The sequence below is a fragment of the Psychromonas aquatilis genome, from assembly GCF_038155185.1.
Lineage (GTDB): Bacteria > Pseudomonadota > Gammaproteobacteria > Enterobacterales > Psychromonadaceae > Psychromonas > Psychromonas aquatilis.
Genome location: NZ_JBAKAZ010000009.1, coordinates 24662 through 48018, shown reverse-complemented (window position 1 = coordinate 48018; position 23357 = coordinate 24662). Strand labels below are relative to the sequence as shown.

The window sequence follows — 23357 nt, the reverse complement described above, 5'->3', positions numbered from 1 at the left end:
GTAAATTGTGTTATCACTGAATACAATAACTTACTTATTTTTTTGAAAAGCTTTTCGATTCTTCCACTTTTTCGCAGAACTATAACGCCAAAAGAAAGTTAATGTCCAATAACCGATAAAAGAGCAAATCAATCCTATAATAAAACAACCAAGGAATAATGCAGGTGCAATGGTTTCTAGGGCGTTTAGTATCCATTCATAGGACAAGCTAAAGTGAAATGCCATCAAGGGTTGATGCAAAATAAATGCACCTAGTCGATAAGCACCATAAAATAAAGGCGGCATTGTGATTGGGTTAGAAACCCAAACGAGTGCAACGGAAAGCGGTAAATTAACAGAAAAATAGATGGCCAAAAACGCGGCTAACAGCATTTGAAAAGGAACAGGCATCCAAGCACAAAACAAGCCCACAGCAACAGCACCTGCCGCAGTACGTCGATTTAAATGCCATAAGTTTGGCGTTTGTAACTTTTCGCCAAATATTTTTAATTTTGGGTTTGCACGTAATTTTGCTGGATCTGGGGAAAAACGTTTAATGAAATTTTTTGGCATATAATTAAACTTTATCTGTTAAACGGGATAAAAATGCGCTCTTCTATTTGGCTCTCTATCGCTGTTTTTATTGTTACTATTTATAGCCCACAATTATTAAATTACCGTGGCGTAGTTATTTGTTTATTAATGGTTGTGCTGCTTATGTGTAGTCATCGCTGGCGTTATTTAAGTATATTGCCACTAACTGCATTATATTTCAGCTTATTTACGTACGTTATTTTGTTTGGGGGTAATAGTGATCTCATTATTAATGACCATATCACGCAAAATAAGAGTACATCGAATCAAACTAATACATTCCCAGAAAATCTGATTTCACCTATTCTTAACGCACACGACAATACCATAACAGTGCGGGTTAAATCATTAATCAATACAAAAAATAGTGGTTATTTTATTGCAAATATCGTTTCTATCAATAATTTACCTTGTATTTTATGTCCTAAAGTTGAAATGCGTTGGTATCGTCCATCTTTTGCGGTGCAAGCAGGACAACGTCATACATTCAAAGTTAAGTTAAAGGCATTACAAGGAAAAGGGAATCCAAATAGCTTTGATCGTCAGAAGTGGCGATATTCTCAACATATCGCTTATATAGCAAGTATTAAAGAACATATTTCAGTGGTTGATGAGAGGATTTCCTTTCGTGCCAAGCTTTATTTAAAAATGCTTGAGCTGACTGAGGGAATGTCCCAGCAAGGTGCCATTTTAGCTTTGGCGTTTGCCGATAAAAGTTTATTAAGCACTGAAGATAAAGAAGTAATCAAAGCGTTGGGGATTGCTCATCTGTTCGCTATTTCAGGCTTACATATAGGCTTATTGTTTGTTTTTACTTTTGTCATTGTGCAATTTTTAATTAAGAAGTGCTTACCGACCCATTGGTTAGGGTGGACCTCTTGGCGACTGGCTCACTTACTTAGTTTTTCTGTGTGCTTAGGCTACGCCTATATCTCCGGCTTTTCATTGCCTACCCAGCGCGCCTTATTAATGCTTATTTTTGGTGTGCTGATGTTAGCCAGTAAACGCAAGATCAGCGTCTTTGATTTATTGGTTTTTTCACTTTGGGTTATTTTATTAATCGATCCTCTGGCTATTTTAAGCAGTAGTTTGTGGCTTTCCTTTACTGCCATGAGCGCTATTTTGTTATTTATCTGGGCTGTACAAAGAAGACAAGAAAGGCTTAACCATCAAGCTTTATGGAAAAATTACTTAATAAAATTTTATCGCTTTGTGAAAGGGTTAGTTCTGTTACAGCTATTGCTGACTTTGTTTATGTTACCTATTCAATTCTTAAACTTTTCTGCTATCAGTGTGTTTTCATTAGCCGTTAATTTGATTGCCATCCCATTGTTTTCTTGGGTGATTATTCCAGTGACTTTACTTAGTACTATGCTTGCTATGGTTAGTGATCAACTTGCTTTGTATTTATTGATGATCAGTAATGAGACCTTGTCTGTATTTATGCATTATGCCAGCGCTTTTTCGGTTGGTTATATTTTATTATCAGAGGAAACTATTAGGTTATTGTTAACGTTACTTATATTCATCTTATTGCTGTTATTTTCTGTTTACTTATATCGTTGTCATCGCTTTGATAAAAAGTGGGTGAGCATATTATTAAGCTTATTTTTAGCATTTGTGGTGATCAGGATTTTTGAAATAAAATGGCAAGCAAAGCACAGTTGGCAGGTTGATATTTTTGATGTTGGCCAAGGCTTGTCGATATTGGTGAGTAGCCAAGACCAGCATTTATTGTATGATGCAGGCCCGAGTTATCCCGGTGGTTATAGCGTAGCTGAGTACACCGTATTACCTTATTTGTATGCGAAAGGGATTAATGAGATAGATTACTTTTTTGTGAGCCACAGTGATAATGATCATGCTGGTGGACGATATGTGGTCGATCAGCATATTAAACTAAAACAGGCCTATTCTGGAGAAGCGAGGGTATTGAATCAGACTCAGCAATTAAATAGTGGCCAAGCATATCAACAATGTCTTACTGGCCAAACGTTTAATTTAGGGGCATTAACCTTGCAGGTTTTATCACCGGAAAAGCCAAGTAGTAATAATAATGATAACTCTTGTGTTGTAAAGGTGAGCGATGGAGTAAACAGTATATTGTTGACGGGCGATATTAGTCGTACAATGGAACGTAAATTAGTGCTTGAGAATCAATCAAGTAAGTATCAGACATCCTTAAATGCAGATATTTTAATTGCACCGCATCATGGTAGTAAAACCTCTTCTAGCATTGAGTTTATTGAAGAGGTCGATCCTGAATGGGTGGTGTTTACTGCGGGTTATAAAAATAGATGGAATTTTCCAATTTATGATGTGGTGAAACGCTATAAAACTCGAGGCATTAAAGATTTAACCACTGGACATTCTGGTTTTATTCGTTTTAATGTCGAAAATCAGCACATACAAGTAAAAACTTATAGAGAAGATTTAGCTGCTTATTGGTATCATCTGCAAATTGCATTCTAAATCTTTCATTTGGTGAAATAATGAAACAGAACAAAGAAAATGGCTTGGCAGTATTAAAACGTCTGGTGAGTTACCTTAAAGAATTTAAACTCGCTTTATTTGGCGGTATTGTTGGCATGATCGGTTATGCGGTGGTGGACATGGCATTGATATGGTCATTACAACCGTTAATTGATGATGGTTTTACAGGCAAAGATCCAAGTATATTGGCGATGATGCCGATTTTTGTATTAGTTGTGATTGCTTTTAGAGGACTTGCTGCATTTCTTAGTTCCTATTGTATGGCCTGGGTTGGTACGCATATTGTGATGAAATTACAACGTCAACTTTTTGCACAACTTATCTTATTGCCTATCTCTTTTTTCGATAAAACCAATACTGGTGATCTACTGTCAAAAATTACTTACGATGCCAGCCAGGTGTCGAATGCTGCAAGTAGTGCATTGGTAAAAATATTCAGAGAAGGTGCGACGGTTATTGGCTTAGTGTGTCTGATGTTTTATCAAAGCTGGCAGCTTTCTTTGGTCTTTTTTGTGGTGGCACCAGTGGTCGGTATTGCAATCAGCATCGTCAGTAAACGCTTTAGAAAAATCAGCAAAAACTTGCAGAATGCGATGGGTTTAGTGACTACTTCTTCAGAACAAATGTTGAAAGGCCATAAAGAAGTTTTAATGTTTGGCGGTCAAAAAATTGAAAACAAGAAGTTTGAAAAAGTTAGTAATACGGTTCGTACTCAAAATATGAAAATGGCCAGTGCCAATGCGATCAGTGTGCCGATTATTCAAACCATTGCGTCTTTTGCATTAGCATTTGTATTGTATTTAGCGACTTTCCCGCAAATTATGGACTCACTATCATCTGGAACATTCGTGGTGATCATTAGTTCGATGATGGCGCTAATGAAGCCGATAAAAAATGTGACGCAAGTTAATAATGAAATTCAAAAAGGTATTTCTGCAAGTACTAGTTTATTTAATATGCTAGATATGACGGTTGCAAAAGACGAAGGTACTTACGAGGTGGATCGTGTTAAAGGTGATATTAGTATTAACGATATTACTTTTACTTATCCAACGGCTGAAAGAGCGGCATTAGAAAATGTGAGCTTTGAAGTGAAAGCTGGTCAGTCAGTTGCCTTAGTAGGTCGTTCAGGCAGTGGTAAGTCAACGATTGCTAATTTATTGACACGATTCTATGACATTGATTCTGGTGAAATAGCATTAGATGGCAAAAATATTGAAGAATATAGCTTGAGTTCATTACGTAACCAAGTTGCCATTGTTTCACAAAATGTGCATCTATTTAACGATACCATTGCCAATAATATTGCCTATGCTAGTGAAGATAAATTTACTGAGCAGGACATTATTGATGCGGCAACAACGGCGCATGCCATGGAATTCATTAATAGTTTCCCAGAAGGTTTAAATACCATTATCGGTGAAAATGGCGCGATGCTCTCTGGTGGACAACGCCAGCGTTTAGCGATTGCCCGAGCATTATTGCGTGATGCACCTATTTTAATCTTAGATGAGGCGACTTCTGCGTTAGATACTGAATCTGAGCGTCATATCCAAGCTGCGCTCGATGAGCTGCAAAAAAATAGAACTTCGATTGTCATTGCGCATCGTTTATCGACGATTGAACATGCTGATCAAATCTTAGTGATTGACCAAGGTAAAGTGGTTGAAAAGGGGACTCATGCTGAGTTACTTGCGCATGGTGCTATTTATTATAATTTAAACCAAATGCAAGCGGCAGGTGATTTATAATGCCTTTTTGGTATCAACCTACACGCTGGTGGAGTTGGTTTTTATGGCCATTCTCGCTATTAATGCAACTGATCAGCGTGATCCGTCGTTATGCTTATCAACGTGGCTTACTCAAAAGTTATCGCAGTCGTTTGCCGGTTGTGATCGTTGGTAATATCTCGGTGGGTGGCAATGGTAAAACTCCTTTTGTGATCAGTTTGTGTGAAATTTTAATCGCTAAAGGCTATAAGCCTGGTGTGATTAGTCGTGGTTATGGTGGTAAGGCTGCGCAATATCCATTAATGGTTGGCGCAACGACTACTGGAAAAGAAGCCGGTGATGAACCTGTTTTAATCCATAAACGCTTACAAATCCCTGTGGTTGTCGATCCTGTACGTGCCAATGCCGCGGCGTATTTAGAAAAAAATACTGATGTTGACGTTATTATTACTGATGATGGCCTACAACATTATGCCTTGCAGCGTGATATCGAAATAGTGGTTGTTGATGGTAAGCGCCGTTATGGTAACCAACATATTATGCCAATGGGGCCATTACGTGAGTCGGTGGCGAGATTAAAAAGCGTTGATTACATTATCAATAATGGTGAACAGCATGCCAACGAATTCACCATGCTATTAACCCCATCACAATGCAAAAGGGTAGACGCGAGTCATGGCCAGTTAACAGATAAATCTGTGAATGCTTGTGCGGCGATTGGTCATCCTCCCCGCTTTTTCGATACCTTACAAAATAATGGTTTTAAACTAAATAAAACAGTGGCCTTTGCCGATCACCATGCTTATATCGAAAGTGACTTTGCGCAATTTGAGTCGACGAAACCCTTGTTAATGACAGAAAAAGATGCAGTGAAATGTACTGCATTCGCACAAGATAATTGGTGGTATTTACCGATTGATGGTCAATTACCAGATACCTTTGTGCAACCCTTTTTAACCCAATTAAAACAGATTAAGGAAGTAAAATGTTAGACATTAAATTACTGGATATTATTGCTTGTCCTATATGTAAAGGTAAATTAAGTTACGATAAGAATAATAATGAATTGATCTGTAAGTTTGATCACCTTGCTTACCCAGTGCGAGATGGTATTCCTGCGTTGTTAGAAACTGAAGCGCGTAAAATTTCTGCCGACGAGGAATAATCATGTCATTCATTGTCATTATCCCTGCACGATATCAATCCACTCGTTTACCCGCTAAACCTGTCGCTGATATTTTAGGTAAAACCATGGTTGAGCGTGTTGCAGAGCAAGCGTTAAAAAGTGGTGCTAAACAAGTTATTGTGGCGACCGATGATCAACGTATTGTTGATGTGTTAAATAATATTGAAAATGTTGATGTTTGTTTAACCTCTAAAGATCATGAATCTGGCACGGATCGTCTTGCTGAAGTATGCCAACAATATCAATTTGATGAAAATGAGATCATTGTTAATGTGCAAGGAGACGAACCGCTTATTCCACCGAGTGTGATTAAGCAGGTGGCAACTAATTTAGCCAATAATCAACAGGCTAGCGTTGCAACCTTAAGTGCTCCAATCGCTGATCAAGCTGATGCCTTTAATATTAATGCGGTTAAAGTGGTCACCGATAAAAACAACCTAGCGTTGTACTTTAGCCGTGCTACCACGCCATGGGATAGAGATAACTTCACAGAAGAAAACAAGCAAACGAATAATATCGATTTACAGCATTTGCAAAGACATATTGGTATATACGCTTATCGAGTTAGCTTTTTACAACAATATTCGGGCTTAAGCGTGTCACCTTTAGAAGTGATTGAAAAATTAGAGCAACTGCGTGTGTTATGGCATGGCTATAAAATTCATGTTGATACTGCTTGTGAAGTGCCGCCTGCTGGTGTTGATACCATTGAAGACTTGCAGCGTGTGATTGCCGTTTTATCAGAAAGTGAAGGGCTATAATTGATGCGTATTGTTCTGGTTTTTTGTTTAAGCTTGTTACTTATATCTTGTGGTGATGATCGTCCTGAGCAGTTACAGGCTTACATTAAAACTGCGGATTATCACCTGCAAAACTTAGGTAATGATTTAGATAATAATAATTTGCGTAATGCGATTATTTTAAAACAATATGCAACTTTATTAAAAAAACAAAAAACTGAATTAACTCCTTTATTAAATGAATTAGAAAAAGACGCTACCCGCGATGGGCCTATGTATCGCTCATTAGCAGGACGTCTGAATACCCTCAAAACAACACCTGACGTATTAGGTGACATCGATACTCAAATCGCTGAAAGCAGAACCTTGATAGAGGCATCGGATAGCAATTTATATAATGATGCGTTGTCCGATCCTATTAATGTGATTGCAGATATGTCTAATGGTCAATTAGCGCGTGTTAATGCGATTAGCCAAGCGCAAAGCCTACAAGCTAATGGCGCTGAGGATAACGGTGCTGGTAGTCAATTAATAGGTAACCCCAACTACGGAACTTGGCAAACCAATAGTAATGGTATGTCGTTTTGGCAATGGTATGGTGCTTATGCGTTGTTTTCTGCATTAACGCCACGTCCGGTTAACTATTATGGTTGGTCTAATAAGCGTGATTATAGTTATTATAATGATGTTGGTCGCCAACGTTATACTTCGCCGCAACAGCGCAAAAAGCAGGACACATTAACTCAACGTACTAAAAAGACCTTTGCTAATAGAGGCGGCTTCAATAGCCCTTACGCAAAATCTAAAACAGGGGCGAGTCGTATGTCGAGCTCTAGTAAAAAGGCACAATCAAGCACTGGTTTTTCTTCAAAATCCAGTTATTCAAAGAAAAAGAAATCGTTGTCTTCATCAAGTAGTTTCAGAAGTAGTCGTTCGACCACTTCTCGTAGTGTTCGTCGTGGTAAATAGGGATAGATTAAAACATGAATGAATTATTAGCAGTATTAGAGGAACGCAGTGGTTTAATAGCCTATCTGGCTATTGATATGGCGATTGCAATCATATTACTCGGTGGTATTCGTTATATCATGGGGGTGATCAATAAAGTCGATACAGCGGATGAGTTGGCTAAAAAAGATAACTTTGCCTTTGGTATTAGTATGGCTGGTGGCGTTGCTGGGATGGGGATTGCATTAAGTGGTGCAGTGACTGGCGAGTTAGCAGGTTCATTAAGCATCGAGTTTATAGGTATGCTTGCCTATGGCGTTGCGGGCCTTATTTTAATTAAAGCGGGCGGTTATATTCATGATAAATTTGCGCTTTCTACATTTGATAAAAGAGAGCAAATTTCAGAACGCAATATCTCAGTAGGGATCGTTGATGCAGCATCCGTTATTGCAACTGCGATTGTTGTCCGTGCATCAATTATTTGGGTTGATGGTTTAAACACTGATACTTTTGTTGCTTTAACCGCAGCCTGGGTCGTATCGCAAATTATGCTGGTGATTATTACGCGTTTATTTGAATGGCAATATTCTAAAAATAATGGCATTACTTTTCAAAATGCGTTGGTAACAGGGCACTTGGCGTTAGCTATTCGTTATAGTGGTTATTTGATTTCTACAGCGATGTCGGTTACTGCAGCGAGTCACTTTATTGAGTTTGATATTACTTCCCTGTGGTTAGGTATTAGTCAGTGGGTGGTGATCAGTGTGGTATTAATGGTGTTATTAACCATACTTACGACATTTGCTAAGTACCTTGTTTTATTCGGCATTAACCGTCAAGACGAAGTTGAAAATCAACAAAACATTGGTATTGCCACCATTGAATTAGCAACCTCTTTTGCGATTGCATTAATCTTAATGGGATTAATGGCTTAATTTCTTAATCAATGATTCAGGCCATCTTTAGATGGCCTTTTTTATAAGCGAAACAAAATTTATGCTCTCCAAGCTGCTGCGAAGCAAAAAAACAACTCTTTTACTTGATGATGCTTTTTTAATCTTGATCATGGCGACATTGGCTTGCTGTGGGCTGATTTATGAGTACTTATTATCTCATTATTCAGCGCGTATTTTAGGCAGTGTGGAAACGGTAATTTATGCCATTATTGGCATTATGATTGTGTCGATGGGGATTGGCGCATTTACCGCTAAAAAAGTGAAGAATGCGTTTCAAGGCTTTGTTGTATTAGAGTTAGTTGTTGCGTTAATTGGCTGTACTGCAACATTATTGATCGCTTCTGTGATTGCCTTTAGTCAAACACTGCCACAGGTGATTGCTGATACGTATCTTATCCCAAATGATGTGATGTTAAAGGGGGATTTCTTATCAACATTCACGTCTTTTAGCACCAGTCTTCCTTATGTTTTTGCCTTTGTGCTGGGCTTTTTAATTGGTATGGAAATCCCATTAATTGCGCGTATTCGTGAAACTGTCTATGGGCATCACTTGGATCATAATGCCGGGACTATCTATGGTGCAGATTATATTGGTGCTGGTATTGGCGCTGCGATCTGGGTTTTATTTATGCTCAAGATTGAGATCAGTGCTGCGGCTGCGTTAACCGCTTCCTTAAATTTAGCTGCGGGATTCATCTTTTTAATTCGCTTTAGACAGTACCTTAAGCATAAAACTAAATTAATCATTGGTCATTGCCTGCTTGCTTTGGTGGTGATCGGTATCTTTATGTTTGGCGGTCATTGGCAAAGTAAAATGCAGAATATGTTGTACTTAGATAAAGTGATTTATCAAACGCAAACACCTTACCAGAACTTAGTGTTCACTGAGCGCTTATTAGGTGGCGGTTATCAACCTATCTATAGCTTTTACATTAACGGGCGTTTGCAGTTTTCTAGTTTAGATGAACATATTTATCATGAATTTTTGGTGCATCCTGCGATGCAAGCTTCTGGTCAACACAACAATATTTTAATTTTAGGTGGTGGTGATGGCTTAGCCTTAAGAGAAGTACAAAAGTGGCAACCTGATAGCGTGACGTTAATCGATTTAGATCCTAATTTAGTGTCTTTATTTCAACAGCCAGAGCAGTTTTTACCCGCTGCATTAAGCAACAAGGTGAAGTCACTAACACAGGATAGTTTTAATCAAGCTGGTGTGACTGTTATTCATGATGATGCCTTTATTGCCATTGATAAATTGCTCGCGAAACAGCAAATGTTCGACACCATTATTGTTGATTTTCCTGATCCTAGTCATCCTGATTTAAACAAACTGTACAGTGTTAACTTTTATTATCGTTTAAAACATTTATTAAATGGCGATGGCGCCATTGTTATTCAATCTACATCACCGTTTCATGCAAAACCTGCTTTTATCTCGATTGCTAAAACCTTAGCGGAGGCAGGGTTCAATACAGAGCAATACCATCAAAATGTCCCTTCTTTTGGGGAGTGGGGCTGGACGATTGGTACTAAAAGTGGGCAGCTTGCTTCTACACGATTGTCACACTTTGAAGATATTAGTGTGCCTACTAAATGGTTAACCTTACCGTTATTAAATGGCGCTTTTGTTTTTAATAAAGATTTTTATAAAAACAAATACGAGATTAAAGTTAACTTTTTAGGCAGTCATGCTTTATATCAATACCATCAAACATCATGGGAAGTTGAAACGGAGTTTTCCAAGTAAACTTTTGCTTTAAATAAGCTACCAACAATCATTAAAGGTTAAATTGTTAACTATTTACTGATTGTTGGGGCTATTTTAGCGAATTTAATATGTCATAAATCAGTCATATTTACTTAACCGTATTGTCATTGAAACTTTTTATCCTATTCAAAACACGATAAAAAGGTTTAATAATATGTTCTCTCACCAACAGGTGTTTAAAAAGTATTTTCCACAAATTGCAGAAGATACATTAAGACATAAACTACTCAATTCAATCTGTAAAAAGCTCCTTCATGAAGCGGAGTTTGTGCAATTCTCTGAACGTTACCCAAACCTTAGAGGATTTGATTTAATTGAAAAGATTCTTGATCATTTTGATTTCAGTTTCGCCACCATTGATAAGCAAATCGAGCGTATTCCTGTTTCTGGGCGAGTGGTTATTGTATCCAACCACCCGATCGGCACATTAGATGGCCTTGCGTTATTGCATCTTGTAAAGAAATTAAGAAGTGATGTGAAAGTGGTGGCGAATCAATTGCTAATGGAAGTGAATGCGTTACATGATGTGTTATTACCGGTGAATAACTTATCTGGTAATACAGCTAAACAAGATCTCCTTAACATTCATCAATTCTTATCAAATGAAGGCGCCTTAATTATTTTCCCTGCCGGAGAAGTATCGCGATTTACACCAACCGGTATTAAAGACTGTCCATGGCAAAAGGGCTTTTTAAAAATAGCTTTCCGTGCCAAAGCGCCGATTTTACCTGTTCACATTAAAGCGAGGAACTCTTGGACGTTCTATGCTTCATCCTTTTTTTATAAACCATTAGCTAGCCTGTTATTAGTACAGGAGATGTTTAAACATAATGAAAAGAGTATTCAAGTTCATATTGGTAAGCTGATCCCTTTTGAAAGTTATGGAAGAAATAAGCTATCAACTAAGGTCAAAGTGAACCTGCTGCAAAAAGAAGTTTATCGTATTCCTAAGAAGCAAGAGAGTTACTTCAAAACAGAATTGGTGATTGCGCATCCGGTGCCGAGAGTGGAATTGAAACACGCAGTAGAAAAGTGTGAATTATTAGGCACAACCTCAGATGGTAAACATATCTATTTGTTAGATAAACCAGATCATGGCGTTATTTTAAGGGAGTTAGGGCGCTGTCGAGAACTTACTTTTAGAGCGGTGGGTGAAGGGACTGGCGAAAAACGCGATCTAGATAAGTATGACTTTGACTATATGCACTTGCTTCTGTGGGATAAAGAGCAATTAGAGTTAGTAGGCGCTTATCGTTTTGCTGATACCTCTAAATTAGTTTCTGAAAAAGGGTTCGATGGCATATACAGTAGTGAATTATTTGATTACTCAGCACAAATGACGCCTCTTTTTAAACAAGGTATTGAGTTAGGGCGCAGTTTTGTTCAGCCCCGTTATTGGGGAAAGCGCAGTTTAGATTATTTATGGCAAGGCATTGGTGCTTATCTTGCGCGTCACCCTGAGGTGCGTTATTTATTTGGCCCTGTGTCATTAAGCGCGTCATTACCTAAGCGTGCTCATGCCTATTTAGTGTACTTTTATCAATTGTATTTTCCTGCTCAGGGGGATTATGCCGCTGCCAAAAATCAATATTCATTGTCTGATGAGTTAGATACTGAACTATTAACCTATTTTAGTGGAGATAATTACGCAAAAGACTTCACTAAATTAAAAACGATGATGCAAAATATGGGAGTGAGTGTCCCTACAATGTATAAACAATATACCGAGCTATGTCGTGATGGCGGCGTTCAGTTTATTGATTTCAATATTGACCCTGATTTTAATCATTGTATCGATGGTCTTGTGGTGGTGGATTTGTGTCATGTTAAAGCGAAAAAACAAGCGCGTTATATTGATATTCACTTAGCAGAAGAGCAGCAGCATCAAGTAAAAGTGTATTAACAGCAATGCCGATAATGACCTAGTTTATGCTTGTAAGATTAAGCGCTAGCGACGTTATTGATTTTATAATGAGAATAATTTGTTAATTTAATCAATATCTTGCTGTCATTTATTTTTGCAGTGCTTAAGTAGATCAATTAATAAGTCGATTAAGCTTAGGTTACATTTAAATCCCCATCGTTTACTTTTTGCTGTTATCCTTAATGGGCGCTATACTACGCACCCTTATATTTATTACCCCTTAAAAAGGAAGTACAGCGGTGTTTGAGTTCCCCAAATTTAATAGAAGTAGTGTGAAAAATGATGTGCTTTCAGGATTAACTGTTGCACTTGCACTGGTCCCTGAAGCCGTGGCCTTTGCCTTTGTGGCAGGTGTTGAACCTATGATTGGTTTATATGCCGCGTTCATGGTTGGATTGGTTACATCGCTGTTCGGTGGTCGCCCTGGAATGATTTCTGGTGCAACTGGCGCAATGGCCGTGGTGATGGTTGAGTTAGTTATGGAACATGGCGTGCAGTATTTGTTTGCTGCTGTGTTGTTAACAGGCTTGATTCAGATTTTAGCCGGCGTGTTACGTTTTGGTAAATTTATTCGATTAGTACCTTATTCAGTGATGATTGGATTTGTAAATGGCTTGGCAATTGTGATTTTCTTAGCGCAATTAGGGCAATTTAAAATTAAAAATGCTGATGGTAATTTAGTGTGGATTGCGGGTAATGACCTGTATGTGATGGGAGGGCTAATTGTCTTAACTATGGCCATTATTCATTTCTTACCTAAATTAACCACTGCGGTTCCATCGACTTTGGTGGCGATTGTTGTTGTTACTTTATTAGTTTACTTTGTACCTGCATTAGATACACGTACAGTACTAGACTTTTTACAAGGTATGACTGGCGATGAAAATGCCACGATAGCTGGCACATTACCTACCTTTGCTATTCCAGCAGTACCATTTACATTAGAAACGTTATATATCATTTTACCTTATGCGTTCATCTTAGCGGCAGTTGGTTTAATCGAATCATTGTTAACACTTACAGTGGTTGATGAAATGACGGGGACACGTGGTCGTCCAAATAAAGAGTGTATGGCTCAAGGTGCTGCGAATATGGTTAATGGTGTATTCGGTGGTATGGGTGGTTGTGCAATGATTGGTCAGTCAATGATCAATATTAACTCTGGTGGTCGTGGCCGTTTATCAGGTTTCACTGCTGCCATTGCGTTATTAGCTTTCATTCTATTTGCATCAAGTCTTATTGAAGTTGTACCACTGGCTGCGTTAGTGGGTGTGATGTTTATTGTTGTTATTGGTACCTTTGAGTGGGCTTCTTTCAAAATGATACGTAAAGTACCAGCGAAAGATGTGTTTGTTATTATTCTTGTGACCAGTGTGACAGTAGCAACTGACCTTGCATTTGCTGTATTTGTTGGTGTGATTGTTTCTGCATTAGTGTTTGCATGGGAACATGCTCGCCATATCAATGCAGAGATTAAAGAAAGCCAAGATGGTAATGAGAAAGTCTATAACATCGATGGTCCATTATTCTTTGCTTCAGTGAGTAACTTCCTTGAGTTATTTGATGTAAACGAAGACCCGCGTCATGTTACTGTCGATTTTGCTCAGAGCCGTGTTGTTGATCACTCTGCCATTGAAGCGATTAGCGTACTGAATGGTCGTTATGCTAAAGAAGGTAAGAAGTTACATATTCGCCATCTTAGTAAAGATTGCCGTAAACTGTTGCATAAAGCTGGTGTGTTGGTTGAAACAGATGCAAGTCAAGATCCTAGTTACGCGGTTGTTTCAGATACATTAGGCTAACAATCAAGTATGTAGCTATATCAGGCTTCTTATTAAGAAGCCTTTTTTAGCGTAATAATTGTATTGAGTAGGTTAGTTCAATAAAAAGCAGGTTAGGTAATACCAATCACACTAATTAACTGATCTATTTTACTTGCTAAAATAACTTATTTCTTCGTTGTAATTTTCGCAAATAGAACAACTATTTAACTCAAATTACGCCTTAAACTAAGTCATTTTTTCTGCGTAAAATTTAGATCACTTATTTAATATAATTGGTATAACCTGCTTTTTTTGTTTTAGAATTTAAGTATTTAGAATAGTCTGAATGCGAGAAAACGGGGCTGACAAGCTTATCGATTTGATTGGCGAATTGGGCGATATTCAGCATCGCATTTAGGACTTAGTTGATTTGTTTTTGGATTCCAAACTGAAAACCATACATGTTTATTTCTTAATGTTCTTTTTTTACTTTTCATTTTTTATCTCCTTTTTAATTGCTACACACAATAATCGCTTGTTATTGCAATTTTGTGACAATTTTAAAAAGATTAAATGACATAGATTAATAAAATAGCAAGAAATAACCCTTTATGAAAAAATATGCTTAATTTTATTATTCTACAGCGCTCTTATATTGTATCATTTCATTTGAGCGTCATCGGTTGTTTACATGAAAAACCAATGATTAAATAATAGCTATTTCAACAATGTTAAATTGTGTTTTTGTTTTTAAAAAAATAGAAAGGCAGTGAGCAAAAAATTGAAATAATAAAGTTTTAATTTAGAAATGATTATTTAGCGCTAATACTCTTGCGTTTCTTATAAGAGCTAGCATGATAATATTTGTTGATTTTTAATTGGTGAGGTAAATTTTGATTAAAAAAGTTGGTGTTTTAACAAGTGGTGGTGATGCGCCTGGTATGAATTCTGCTGTACGTGCGGTTACGCGTACTTGTCTTACTCACGATATTGAAGTATTCGGCATATTCGATGGTTTTGCTGGTTTACACGCAGGTAATATTAAGCAATTACAACGTAATTCTGTTTCTGACATCATTAACCGTGGTGGTACTTTCTTAGGCTCGGCAAGATTTCCTGAATTTAAAGAAGAAAGTGTTCGTAAAGAAGCAATTAAACAATTAGAAAAATTTGGCATCGATGCATTGATTGTTATTGGTGGTGATGGTTCATACATGGGTGCTTTGAAGCTAAGCGAAATGGGTTTCCCTTGTATTGGTATTCCAGGCACGATTGATAATGATATCGCTGGTACAGACTTTACTATCGGCTTTATGACTTGTTTGAATACTATCGTAGATGCAGTTGACCGTTTACGTGATACTTCTTCTTCACATAACCGTATCTCAATCGTTGAGATGATGGGGCGTCACTGTGGTGATTTAACATTATGGGCATCAGTTGCAGGTGGTTGTGAATACGTGATCGTACCTGAAATCGATTTTGATGAAGATGCGCTTATCAAACAAATTATGGATGGTGAAGAAAAAGGTAAAAAACATGCGATTGTTGCTATCACAGAGCATGTGACAGATGTAACTGCATTAGCTAAACGTATCGAAGCAAAAACTAAGCGTGAAACACGTGCGACTGTATTAGGTCATATTCAACGTGGTGGGGCGCCAATGGCATTCGACCGTATTCTAGCTAGCCGTATGGGAGCTTATGCTGTTGAATTATTATTAGAAGGTAAAAGTGCTCGTTGTATCGGTATTCAATGTGCGAAGATGGTTGACCATGACATTATTGAATGTTTAACAGATATGAAACGACCTTTCCGTAAAGACCTTTACGAATTATCAAATATCTTATACTAAATTTAGTATAAAGAAGTTGCTTAAGCCTACCTTTTGGTAGGCTTTTTTGTATTGATTGGAATATCATTTTTGTTTTTTATCATAAATGCTGCGATGTCTGCTAAATTATGCAGAAAACAGACCACTATCACTATTAATTTGTTTTAGAAAACACTCGTTGATGTGTAATACCAATCACACTAATTAACTGATCTATTTTACTTGCTAAAATAACTTATTTCTTCGTTGTGATTTTCGCAAATAGAACAACTATTTAACTCAAATTACGCCTTAAACTAAGTCATTTTTTCTGCGCAAAATTTAGATCACTTATTTAATATAATTGGTGTAAGATCATTTGTAGGAAGCTTAAAGCAAGCCCATTTTCTGTCCTAACTAAGTTATTTAATACCATGTAAATAGGCATGTGTATTAACTAAGTTATTTAATACCATGTAAATAGGCATGTGTATTTAGAGTATGTTGTCATCTTTTTAATAGAGAGTATTTATGCCCAATCAAGACAATAAGATCATCAGTGAATTTATTGATTTTATAGATAATCATCAACAGCAGGAAGATTTACAAAGCGCGTATTATCAGCTTGGTTTTATATGCAGTGTACAAGCGTTACCTGAACTGGTTGAGTTAGAGCAGTGGTTAAATATGATGTCACGTGGCGAGCAGCCAATTAATTTTGAAGACCAAGCTCAAGCGGTTGAATATGCACAATGGATTTTACAGGTTGTTGAGTATATACAAGTGCAGTATCAACAGGCGATCCCATTAACCGATCTTCACTGTGAAGCGTGGTTAGATGAGCAAAATAAGATATCCAATAGAGGGGCTGAGTTTGCTAAAGGCTTTTTAGAAGCAGTACAATTATTTAACGAAAATTGGCTTATTATTGAGGATAGCGCTTCAACTCAAAACTTATTTCAAACTACGCTTTTATTGCTTACAAAATTAAACCCACCGCAACAGATGCCGGCAGAGTTAGTCACACTGTTTACTGACTTGCCTGAAAGTGATGAAATTATTGCAATATTGCCGCAACTATTAAGTAATTTAGCCTATCACGCTGCTCAATATATTAGTCAAGAATAGGAAAAGGGTTATATGTCTGAATTAATCGAAGCTAATAACGCTTATTTTTCTGTAGTGAGTGAGGAGCAAGACTTTGTTGTGATTAACAAACACCCCGGTATTAATTTTCATAGTGAAGATGGTGAGTTTGGTGTTGTGGTGGCGGCGGAGAAACATTTTAATCAAAAACTATTTAGTGTGCATCGTTTAGATAAAATGACTTCTGGATTATTGTTATTAGCCAAGTCATCTCAGGCTGCGCATGATTTATCGGAATTATTCAAAACCCAACAAGTCCAAAAGTATTACTTAGCGATCAGTGATAAAAAGCCTAAAAAATCCCAAGGATTAATTAAAGGTGGGATGGAGAAATCTCGCCGTTCAATGTGGCGATTGACTCGTAATACCGATAATTTAGCGATTACTCAATTCTTTAGTTATGCGCTAGGTGAAGGGAAAAGGTTGTTTGTGGTTAAGCCCAAAACAGGTAAAACACATCAGATTAGAGTGGCGCTAAAAAGTGTCGGCAGTGCTATTTGTGGTGACCCTATTTATGCAACCGAAAATGCTTTTCAGTTTGATCGCGGTTATCTGCATGCTTATCAAATACAGTTTATTTTTAGAGAGCAAGCGTTTAGGTTTAATGCTGTGCCTGACAATGGCGACCTATTTGTCTCTGAAGCTTGTCAGAGCAAATTAGTAGAATTAGGTGATTGTGATTTATTAAAATGGCCCAAGAAGGTTTAAGGCAAGCCTGTATATGCTAATGAAGATGAAATAGGTCGGCAGAGTACGGCCTATTTCATTAACATCTATTTCATTAATAAAAGTAGTTAAGCAAATTCTGTCCAAATAGGCGCGTGGTCAGAAGGTTTATCAATTCCTCTTAGTTCGTAATCGATATCCGCTTCTACAGTTTTTTCTGCCAAACTCGGTGTTGCTAAAACCACATCGATACGTAATCCACGGTTATCATCAAAACCACGAGAACGGTAATCGAACCAGCTGAATTTTTGATCTTCTTCTGGATGTAATAAACGGAATGTATCAGTAAAGCCGAAATTCATTAACGTCGCTAGCCATTCACGCTCTTCTGGTAAAAAGCTACATTTTTTAGTTTGTAACCAACGTTTCTTGTTTGCTTCACCGATACCAATATCAAGATCTATTGGTGAGATGTTGATATCACCCATCACGATCACTTGCTCTTCAGCAGTGTGATTCTCATTTAAGTAGGTGTTTAGATCTTGGTAGAATTGACGCTTATAAGGATATTTTGTTTCATGTGTTTGGTTTTCACCTTGTGGGAAATAACCATTTAAAATACGTACTGGTTGTCCATCTTCATCAGCAACGGTCACCATGATCATACGTTTTTGGTGATCTTCATTATCAGTGGGGAAGCCATATTGTACATCTGATGGTTTTTGTTTACATAACATAGCAACACCGTAGTGTGCTTTTTGGCCATGAAAATAAACATGATAGCCCATCGCTTCAACTGCTTCGACAGGGAAGGCGTCATTGTGTACTTTAATTTCTTGTAGTCCAATGACGTCTGGTTGGTGTTTATCAATAACGGCTTGTAATTGATGGAGACGAGCACGTAATCCGTTAATATTGAATGAGATAACTTTCATAATAATAGCCTTTACAAAATCTAAAGGCTGAATGTACCTTGTTGAACGTATTTACTCAACAAGAAGGTATTGATTTTAGATTAATTTAACGCCATTAAAAGGTGATGTAAATGTTCTGCTGCTTCAATGCCTAAACTAGTTAGGTAACCACCGTCAGGCTCTGTTGTTAAGCCTTTATCAAAAAGTGATTGTGCTGCTTTAATCAACTCAGGTGAGGCATCGTTGTGCACTTTTAAGCCTTCTAAATGTGACGTCTCTGGGAATTTAGATAATAGTTTAATTTCATCGAAAAAAGTATCTGAATAATTTTTAATCATAAGTTAACTCTTCTATGTCATTGAGGAGTTTTCATCTTATGCTTTAGTGACTAAAAAGCAAAAGGTACTCGTAGGTATCTTGGGCTAGATCAATTATCGACGCACTTTTGTTATATAAATCAGTGCAATGATCGATGTAGAGGGTTAGTAATACCAATCACACTAATTAACTGATCTATTTTACTTGTTAAAATAACTTATTTCTTCGTTGTGATTTTCGCAAATAGAACAACTATTTAACTCAAATTACGCTTTGAACTCAGTCATTTTTCCTGCGCAAAATTTAGATCACTTATTTAATATAATTGGTATAAGCTTATTAATGCTAACTGAGCTTATGCCCTGAGAAGACGTAAATGGAAGGGGAGTGAAAGGTATAAAAAAAGGAATGCATAACATTCCTTTTTTATAAACATGAATAAGCTAAAAATTATTCCGTTGTAATCGCTTTAGAGGGTTGGTCTGTTTGCGCGGCTTCATTAGGTGCATTTTTTGCTTTTGGATTTTTAACTAACGGGTTTTCTTCAGCGGTGTTATCACTGATGATTTCATTTAAGATATTATCTTTAAATGTTAATACAATTTGTGATTGTTGTACGTCTTCACCGCCTGGTTTGATGTAACGAATGTAATACCATTTTGATGAATCGAATTGATCAATTAGCATTGGCGATCCCAGAACATAAATAACTTGTTGCTGAGTCATGCCAATTTTAACTTCTGCAAGTTTGGCTTCATCAATATAGTTTCCTTGTACTACATCAATTTGATACACAAAAGTGTCGTACAAAAAAGAACAACCGGAAACTGAAAATGCGAGAATAAGGCTGGAAAGTATTTTTTTAATGGTCATGGGCTCATCAATATCTAATTAAAATAGTTTGAACATGATAATACCCAAGCAAAGCTAACAAGTAAAAATATTAACCAAAATTTTGTTATAATATGGTTATTCAGTGAGATATCAGAAGTTTTTGTATAAAAATAATACTAAATGTCGAGATGAACCAGAGTTAGCTTTAAATCTGTTGTAAATTTACGTAGAATTCAGCTCTTTGTTTTACTTCTTTTTCTTGTATCTGTGAATTATATAAATGCCATTATTTGCGTTAGGAATTAATCATCAAACTGCCCCTGTTAAATTAAGAGAACAAGTTGCTTTTTCGCCGGACTCTTTTTTTGCTGCGTATGCAGATTTGTTAGCGCAACCTTCCGTTAAAGAAGCTGTCATTATTTCGACTTGTAATCGTTGTGAGATCTATTGTCACTATGAAGGTGAAGATAGCGGTCCTTTACTCAGATGGTTAACGGATTACCACAATATTGAAGCTGGCAGTTTTGATGATAATTTCTATTGTTATCAAGACCAAGAGGCTATCTCTCATCTTTTTAGAGTTTCCTGCGGTTTGGATTCACTGGTACTTGGTGAGCCACAAATACTTGGGCAGATTAAACAAGCGTTTGCCGTTGCTAGCCAAGCAAAATCAGTTAAAAAAATACTAAATAAGTGGTTTCAATATGCTTTTAAAGTGGCAAAACGGGTTCGTACCGATACGCAAATAGGCGCGAATGCGATTTCTGTTGCGTTTGCTGCTGTGTGTTTAGCACGACAAATCTTTAGTGATTTATCAAAAAGTCGCGTGTTGTTAATTGGGGCCGGTGAAACCATTGAGCTAGTGGGGAAATACTTATTAGAGCATGAAGTGCCTAATATTACGATTGCTAATCGTACACTGGCTCGCGCTGTTGATTTAGTCGACCAATTTAATGCAAAAGCGATTGTGTTAGGGCAAATACCAGAGCAGTTATCGCAAGCAGATATTGTTATTTCATCTACAGCTAGCCAATTACCGATTATTGGTAAGGGGATGGTTGAGTGTGCATTAAAAGATCGTCGTCATCAGCCTATGCTGTTTATTGATATTGCCGTACCGCGTGATATTGAGCAGCAAGTATCAGAATTAAATGATGCGTACCTTTATAGTGTAGATGATCTACAGGGTATCATTGAAGAAAATAAACAAGCGCGCATCGAAGCAGCAATTGAAGCTGAAAAGATTATAGAAGTCGGTGTTGAAGAGTTTAGTGCTTGGCAAGATTCATTAAAAGCGGTTGAAAGTATCCGTTTATATCGTCAAAACAGTGAGCAATTAAGAGATGAATTATTACAACGTGCTATTGCTTCATTAGCGAAGGGTAACGATAGCGAAAAAGTATTAAAAGAATTGGCTTACAAATTAACGAATAAGTTAATCCATCAACCAACCCAAGCATTAACTGCGATTAGTCACTCTGGAAATGACCAAGACTTAGAGTTGATTAGGTCGACATTGGGTTTGAGCCAAAAAGATGATTTATAAAGAATAGTAACGCTATTCAACTGTTTATAAGAAGAGAAAAATGAAAGCATCGATTATTTCAAAATTAGAAATTTTAGTAGAACGTTATGAAGAAGTTCAAGCCTTACTAGGCGACCCGGATACTATTAGTAACCAAGATAAATACCGTGAACTCACTAAAGAGTATTCGCAATTAGAAGAAGTTGTTTTATGTTTTAAAGCATACCAAACTGCACAGGAAGATTTAGCCGCTGCAGAGCTCATGCTTGAAGATGACGATGAAGAGATGCGTGAAATGGCCAGCGATGAGATTGTTGAAGCCAAAGCAAGTGTTGAAAAGTTAGCTGATGAATTACAAATCTTATTATTACCTAAAGATCCAAATGATGACCGTAACTGTTTCATCGAGATACGTGCTGGGGCTGGTGGTGATGAAGCCGCTATTTTTGCTGGTAACTTATTCCGTATGTACAACAAGTTTTGTGACAGCAAAAAATGGCGTGTTACGGTGATGAATAGCAATGAAAGTGAACAGGGTGGCTTTAAAGAGGTTATCTTACAAGTTGAGGGTGAAGGCGCTTATGGTTTGATGAAATTCGAATCAGGTGGTCACCGAGTTCAACGTGTTCCTGAAACTGAATCGCAAGGCCGTATTCATACATCGGCTTGTACTGTTGTTGTGATGCCTGAGATCCCTGAATCAGAAGCTATTTCAATTAACCCAGCTGATTTAAAAATTGATACTTTCCGTGCTTCTGGTGCTGGTGGTCAGCACGTTAATAAAACAGATTCTGCAATCCGTATTACCCACGTACCAACGGGAACAGTAGTAGAGTGTCAGGATCAACGTTCACAACATAAAAACCGTGCGCAAGCGATGTCTGTGTTACAGGCGCGTTTACAGCAAGTTGAAGATGAAAAGAATAATGCTGAAGAGCAAGATATTCGTCGTAGCTTAGTGGCAAGTGGTGATCGTAGTGAACGTATTCGTACGTATAACTACCCACAAGGCCGTGTTAGTGACCATCGTATTAACTTAACGATTTACCGTCTAAATGAAGTATTGGAAGGTGAGTTAGATGCGTTATTAGATCCTATCTTACAAGAAGATCAAGCAGATAAACTTGCTGCACTAGCACAAGGTGCTTTGTAATTGCGCATTGATGATGCATTAGTCTGGGCTGAGTATACACTGGTTAATAGTGACTCAGCACGATTAGACGCACAAGTGTTATTGGCGTTCGTATTAGGTAAAGAAACGATTTACCTAATGACGTGGCCTGAGCGAGACTTAAGCGAACAGCAAAAGGCACAGTTTGAAGCGTTAATAGAAAAGCGTGTTAATGGGCATCCCGTTGCACACTTAACTGGTGAACGTGAATTCTGGTCTTTACCACTAAAAGTCAATAATAGTACCTTGATACCTAGACCCGATACTGAAGTCCTTGTCGAACAAGCTTTGTCGGAGATACAGTCTCATTTTACTGGGCAAACTTCGATACTCGATTTAGGAACTGGTACTGGCGCGGTTATCTTAGCGTTAGCAACTGAATTACCGATGGCGAAATGTGTTGGGGTTGATTATAGCCATGATGCAGTGCAACTGGCGACAGAAAACCGCGATAGCTTAGGGGTTAATAATGTCTCTATTTTACAAAGTAACTGGTTTGAAGGTGTTACGGGTAAGTTTGATGTTATAGTCAGTAACCCTCCTTATATCGACCCAACAGATAAGCATTTAAAACAAGGTGATGTCCGTTTTGAACCTTTATCTGCTTTGGTGGCAAATGAACATGGTCTTGCTGATATTCGTCATATTAGTGAGCAAGCTAAACAGTATTTGGTAGAAGGTGGGTGTTTGTTATTTGAACACGGCTCTGACCAAGGTTTGGCAGTGCGTGAGATTTTGCAAGATAATGCCTTTGTTGATATTCGTACTATTAAAGATTATTCGCAAAACGACCGTGTTACGTTAGGCTATTTCAAATAAATTTTTGTATTAACGTATTAATAAATAACTATCTTTGTTTCACAAAATGACAGTAGTTAGTTTTAA

20 protein-coding genes are annotated in these 23357 nt (G+C 37.4%); 16 read left to right on the top strand and 4 right to left on the bottom strand.

Annotation, left to right across the window (positions count from 1 at the left end):
* Positions 1–30: 30 nt before the first annotated feature.
* Positions 31–552 carry a DUF2062 domain-containing protein gene (locus V6256_RS04005; protein WP_341596774.1) on the bottom strand — a complete coding sequence of 174 codons (522 nt, stop codon included), beginning with the start codon at positions 550–552 and terminating at the stop codon, positions 31–33.
* Positions 553–585: 33 nt separating this feature from the next.
* Between V6256_RS04005 and V6256_RS04000 the strand changes: the two genes are divergently transcribed.
* The 13 genes from V6256_RS04000 (at position 586) to V6256_RS03940 (ending at position 17752) form a co-directional block, all read left to right on the top strand.
* Positions 586–3045, top strand: coding sequence for a DNA internalization-related competence protein ComEC/Rec2 (locus V6256_RS04000; protein ID WP_341596773.1), 2460 nt, complete (start codon positions 586–588; stop codon positions 3043–3045).
* A gap of 20 nt (positions 3046–3065) precedes the next feature.
* A complete protein-coding gene (gene msbA, locus V6256_RS03995) occupies positions 3066–4817 on the top strand; it encodes a lipid A ABC transporter ATP-binding protein/permease MsbA (RefSeq protein WP_341596772.1) in 1752 nt (583 codons plus the stop codon).
* Positions 4817–5788, top strand: a complete 972-nt coding sequence (lpxK, locus tag V6256_RS03990) for a tetraacyldisaccharide 4'-kinase (protein WP_341596771.1) — start codon at positions 4817–4819, stop codon at positions 5786–5788. Before msbA ends, lpxK begins: the two co-directional genes overlap by 1 nt.
* A complete protein-coding gene (locus V6256_RS03985; protein WP_341596770.1) occupies positions 5782–5961 on the top strand; it encodes a Trm112 family protein in 180 nt (59 codons plus the stop codon). Before lpxK ends, V6256_RS03985 begins: the two co-directional genes overlap by 7 nt.
* Positions 5962–5963: 2 nt before the next feature.
* A complete protein-coding gene (gene kdsB, locus V6256_RS03980) occupies positions 5964–6743 on the top strand; it encodes a 3-deoxy-manno-octulosonate cytidylyltransferase (protein ID WP_341596769.1) in 780 nt (259 codons plus the stop codon).
* Between the two features lie 3 nt (positions 6744–6746).
* Positions 6747–7691 (top strand): hypothetical protein, encoded by a 945-nt coding sequence (locus tag V6256_RS03975; RefSeq protein WP_341596768.1) that lies wholly within the window; start codon positions 6747–6749, stop codon positions 7689–7691.
* Between the two features lie 14 nt (positions 7692–7705).
* Complete coding sequence (locus V6256_RS03970; RefSeq protein WP_341596767.1) at positions 7706–8605, top strand: DUF350 domain-containing protein; 900 nt, start codon at positions 7706–7708, stop codon at positions 8603–8605.
* A gap of 61 nt (positions 8606–8666) precedes the next feature.
* A complete protein-coding gene (locus tag V6256_RS03965) occupies positions 8667–10376 on the top strand; it encodes a polyamine aminopropyltransferase (RefSeq protein WP_341596766.1) in 1710 nt (569 codons plus the stop codon).
* A gap of 175 nt (positions 10377–10551) precedes the next feature.
* Positions 10552–12300, top strand: a complete 1749-nt coding sequence (gene olsF / locus V6256_RS03960) for a bifunctional ornithine lipid synthase OlsF (RefSeq protein WP_341596765.1) — start codon at positions 10552–10554, stop codon at positions 12298–12300.
* Between the two features lie 260 nt (positions 12301–12560).
* Positions 12561–14123, top strand: coding sequence for a SulP family inorganic anion transporter (locus V6256_RS03955; RefSeq protein ID WP_341596764.1), 1563 nt, complete (start codon positions 12561–12563; stop codon positions 14121–14123).
* A gap of 854 nt (positions 14124–14977) precedes the next feature.
* The gene (gene pfkA, locus V6256_RS03950; protein ID WP_341596763.1) at positions 14978–15940 is read left to right on the top strand and encodes a 6-phosphofructokinase; all 963 of its coding nucleotides are present in this window, start codon (positions 14978–14980) and stop codon (positions 15938–15940) included.
* A 489-nt stretch (positions 15941–16429) separates the two neighbouring features.
* A complete protein-coding gene (locus tag V6256_RS03945) occupies positions 16430–17026 on the top strand; it encodes a UPF0149 family protein (protein ID WP_341596762.1) in 597 nt (198 codons plus the stop codon).
* Between the two features lie 12 nt (positions 17027–17038).
* Positions 17039–17752 (top strand): TIGR01621 family pseudouridine synthase, encoded by a 714-nt coding sequence (locus tag V6256_RS03940; RefSeq protein WP_341596761.1) that lies wholly within the window; start codon positions 17039–17041, stop codon positions 17750–17752.
* Positions 17753–17838: 86 nt separating this feature from the next.
* On the opposite strand, the gene xthA is transcribed toward V6256_RS03940, so the two are convergent.
* From xthA to V6256_RS03925, 3 genes are all read right to left on the bottom strand, one after another.
* Complete coding sequence (gene xthA / locus V6256_RS03935; protein WP_341596760.1) at positions 17839–18645, bottom strand: exodeoxyribonuclease III; 807 nt, start codon at positions 18643–18645, stop codon at positions 17839–17841.
* 80 nt (positions 18646–18725) lie between these two features.
* On the bottom strand, positions 18726–18962 hold the full coding sequence (locus V6256_RS03930; protein WP_341596759.1) for a TIGR02647 family protein: 237 nt from the start codon (positions 18960–18962) through the stop codon (positions 18726–18728).
* A 430-nt stretch (positions 18963–19392) separates the two neighbouring features.
* Complete coding sequence (locus tag V6256_RS03925; RefSeq protein WP_341596758.1) at positions 19393–19815, bottom strand: outer membrane protein assembly factor BamE; 423 nt, start codon at positions 19813–19815, stop codon at positions 19393–19395.
* Between the two features lie 241 nt (positions 19816–20056).
* Between V6256_RS03925 and hemA the strand changes: the two genes are divergently transcribed.
* Genes hemA through prmC form a run of 3 tightly spaced genes read left to right on the top strand, consistent with a single transcriptional unit; the run spans position 20057 to position 23291 of the window.
* Positions 20057–21322, top strand: a complete 1266-nt coding sequence (hemA, locus tag V6256_RS03920) for a glutamyl-tRNA reductase (protein ID WP_341596757.1) — start codon at positions 20057–20059, stop codon at positions 21320–21322.
* A gap of 40 nt (positions 21323–21362) precedes the next feature.
* The gene (prfA, locus tag V6256_RS03915; protein WP_341596756.1) at positions 21363–22454 is read left to right on the top strand and encodes a peptide chain release factor 1; all 1092 of its coding nucleotides are present in this window, start codon (positions 21363–21365) and stop codon (positions 22452–22454) included.
* The gene (gene prmC, locus V6256_RS03910; RefSeq protein ID WP_341596755.1) at positions 22455–23291 is read left to right on the top strand and encodes a peptide chain release factor N(5)-glutamine methyltransferase; all 837 of its coding nucleotides are present in this window, start codon (positions 22455–22457) and stop codon (positions 23289–23291) included. It begins immediately after the preceding gene.
* The last annotated feature ends 66 nt before the right edge of the window (positions 23292–23357 follow it).

Excerpts from the sequence above, each read along its gene's own strand:
- V6256_RS03930 (WP_341596759.1), bottom strand. The coding sequence starts at position 18,962 with ATGATTAAAAATTATTCAGATACTTTTTTCGATGAAATTAAACTATTA.
- V6256_RS03985 (WP_341596770.1), top strand. The coding sequence starts at position 5,782 with ATGTTAGACATTAAATTACTGGATATTATTGCTTGTCCTATATGTAAA.
- V6256_RS03945 (WP_341596762.1), top strand. The coding sequence starts at position 16,430 with ATGCCCAATCAAGACAATAAGATCATCAGTGAATTTATTGATTTTATA.
- V6256_RS03970 (WP_341596767.1), top strand. The coding sequence starts at position 7,706 with ATGAATGAATTATTAGCAGTATTAGAGGAACGCAGTGGTTTAATAGCC.
- V6256_RS03975 (WP_341596768.1), top strand. The coding sequence starts at position 6,747 with ATGCGTATTGTTCTGGTTTTTTGTTTAAGCTTGTTACTTATATCTTGT.
- prfA (WP_341596756.1), top strand. The coding sequence starts at position 21,363 with ATGAAAGCATCGATTATTTCAAAATTAGAAATTTTAGTAGAACGTTAT.
- hemA (WP_341596757.1), top strand. The coding sequence starts at position 20,057 with ATGCCATTATTTGCGTTAGGAATTAATCATCAAACTGCCCCTGTTAAA.
- V6256_RS03965 (WP_341596766.1), top strand. The coding sequence starts at position 8,667 with ATGCTCTCCAAGCTGCTGCGAAGCAAAAAAACAACTCTTTTACTTGAT.
- kdsB (WP_341596769.1), top strand. The coding sequence starts at position 5,964 with ATGTCATTCATTGTCATTATCCCTGCACGATATCAATCCACTCGTTTA.
- V6256_RS03925 (WP_341596758.1), bottom strand. The coding sequence starts at position 19,815 with ATGACCATTAAAAAAATACTTTCCAGCCTTATTCTCGCATTTTCAGTT.
- V6256_RS03940 (WP_341596761.1), top strand. The coding sequence starts at position 17,039 with ATGTCTGAATTAATCGAAGCTAATAACGCTTATTTTTCTGTAGTGAGT.
- olsF (WP_341596765.1), top strand. The coding sequence starts at position 10,552 with ATGTTCTCTCACCAACAGGTGTTTAAAAAGTATTTTCCACAAATTGCA.
- msbA (WP_341596772.1), top strand. The coding sequence starts at position 3,066 with ATGAAACAGAACAAAGAAAATGGCTTGGCAGTATTAAAACGTCTGGTG.
- V6256_RS04005 (WP_341596774.1), bottom strand. The coding sequence starts at position 552 with ATGCCAAAAAATTTCATTAAACGTTTTTCCCCAGATCCAGCAAAATTA.
- V6256_RS04000 (WP_341596773.1), top strand. The coding sequence starts at position 586 with ATGCGCTCTTCTATTTGGCTCTCTATCGCTGTTTTTATTGTTACTATT.
- lpxK (WP_341596771.1), top strand. The coding sequence starts at position 4,817 with ATGCCTTTTTGGTATCAACCTACACGCTGGTGGAGTTGGTTTTTATGG.
- xthA (WP_341596760.1), bottom strand. The coding sequence starts at position 18,645 with ATGAAAGTTATCTCATTCAATATTAACGGATTACGTGCTCGTCTCCAT.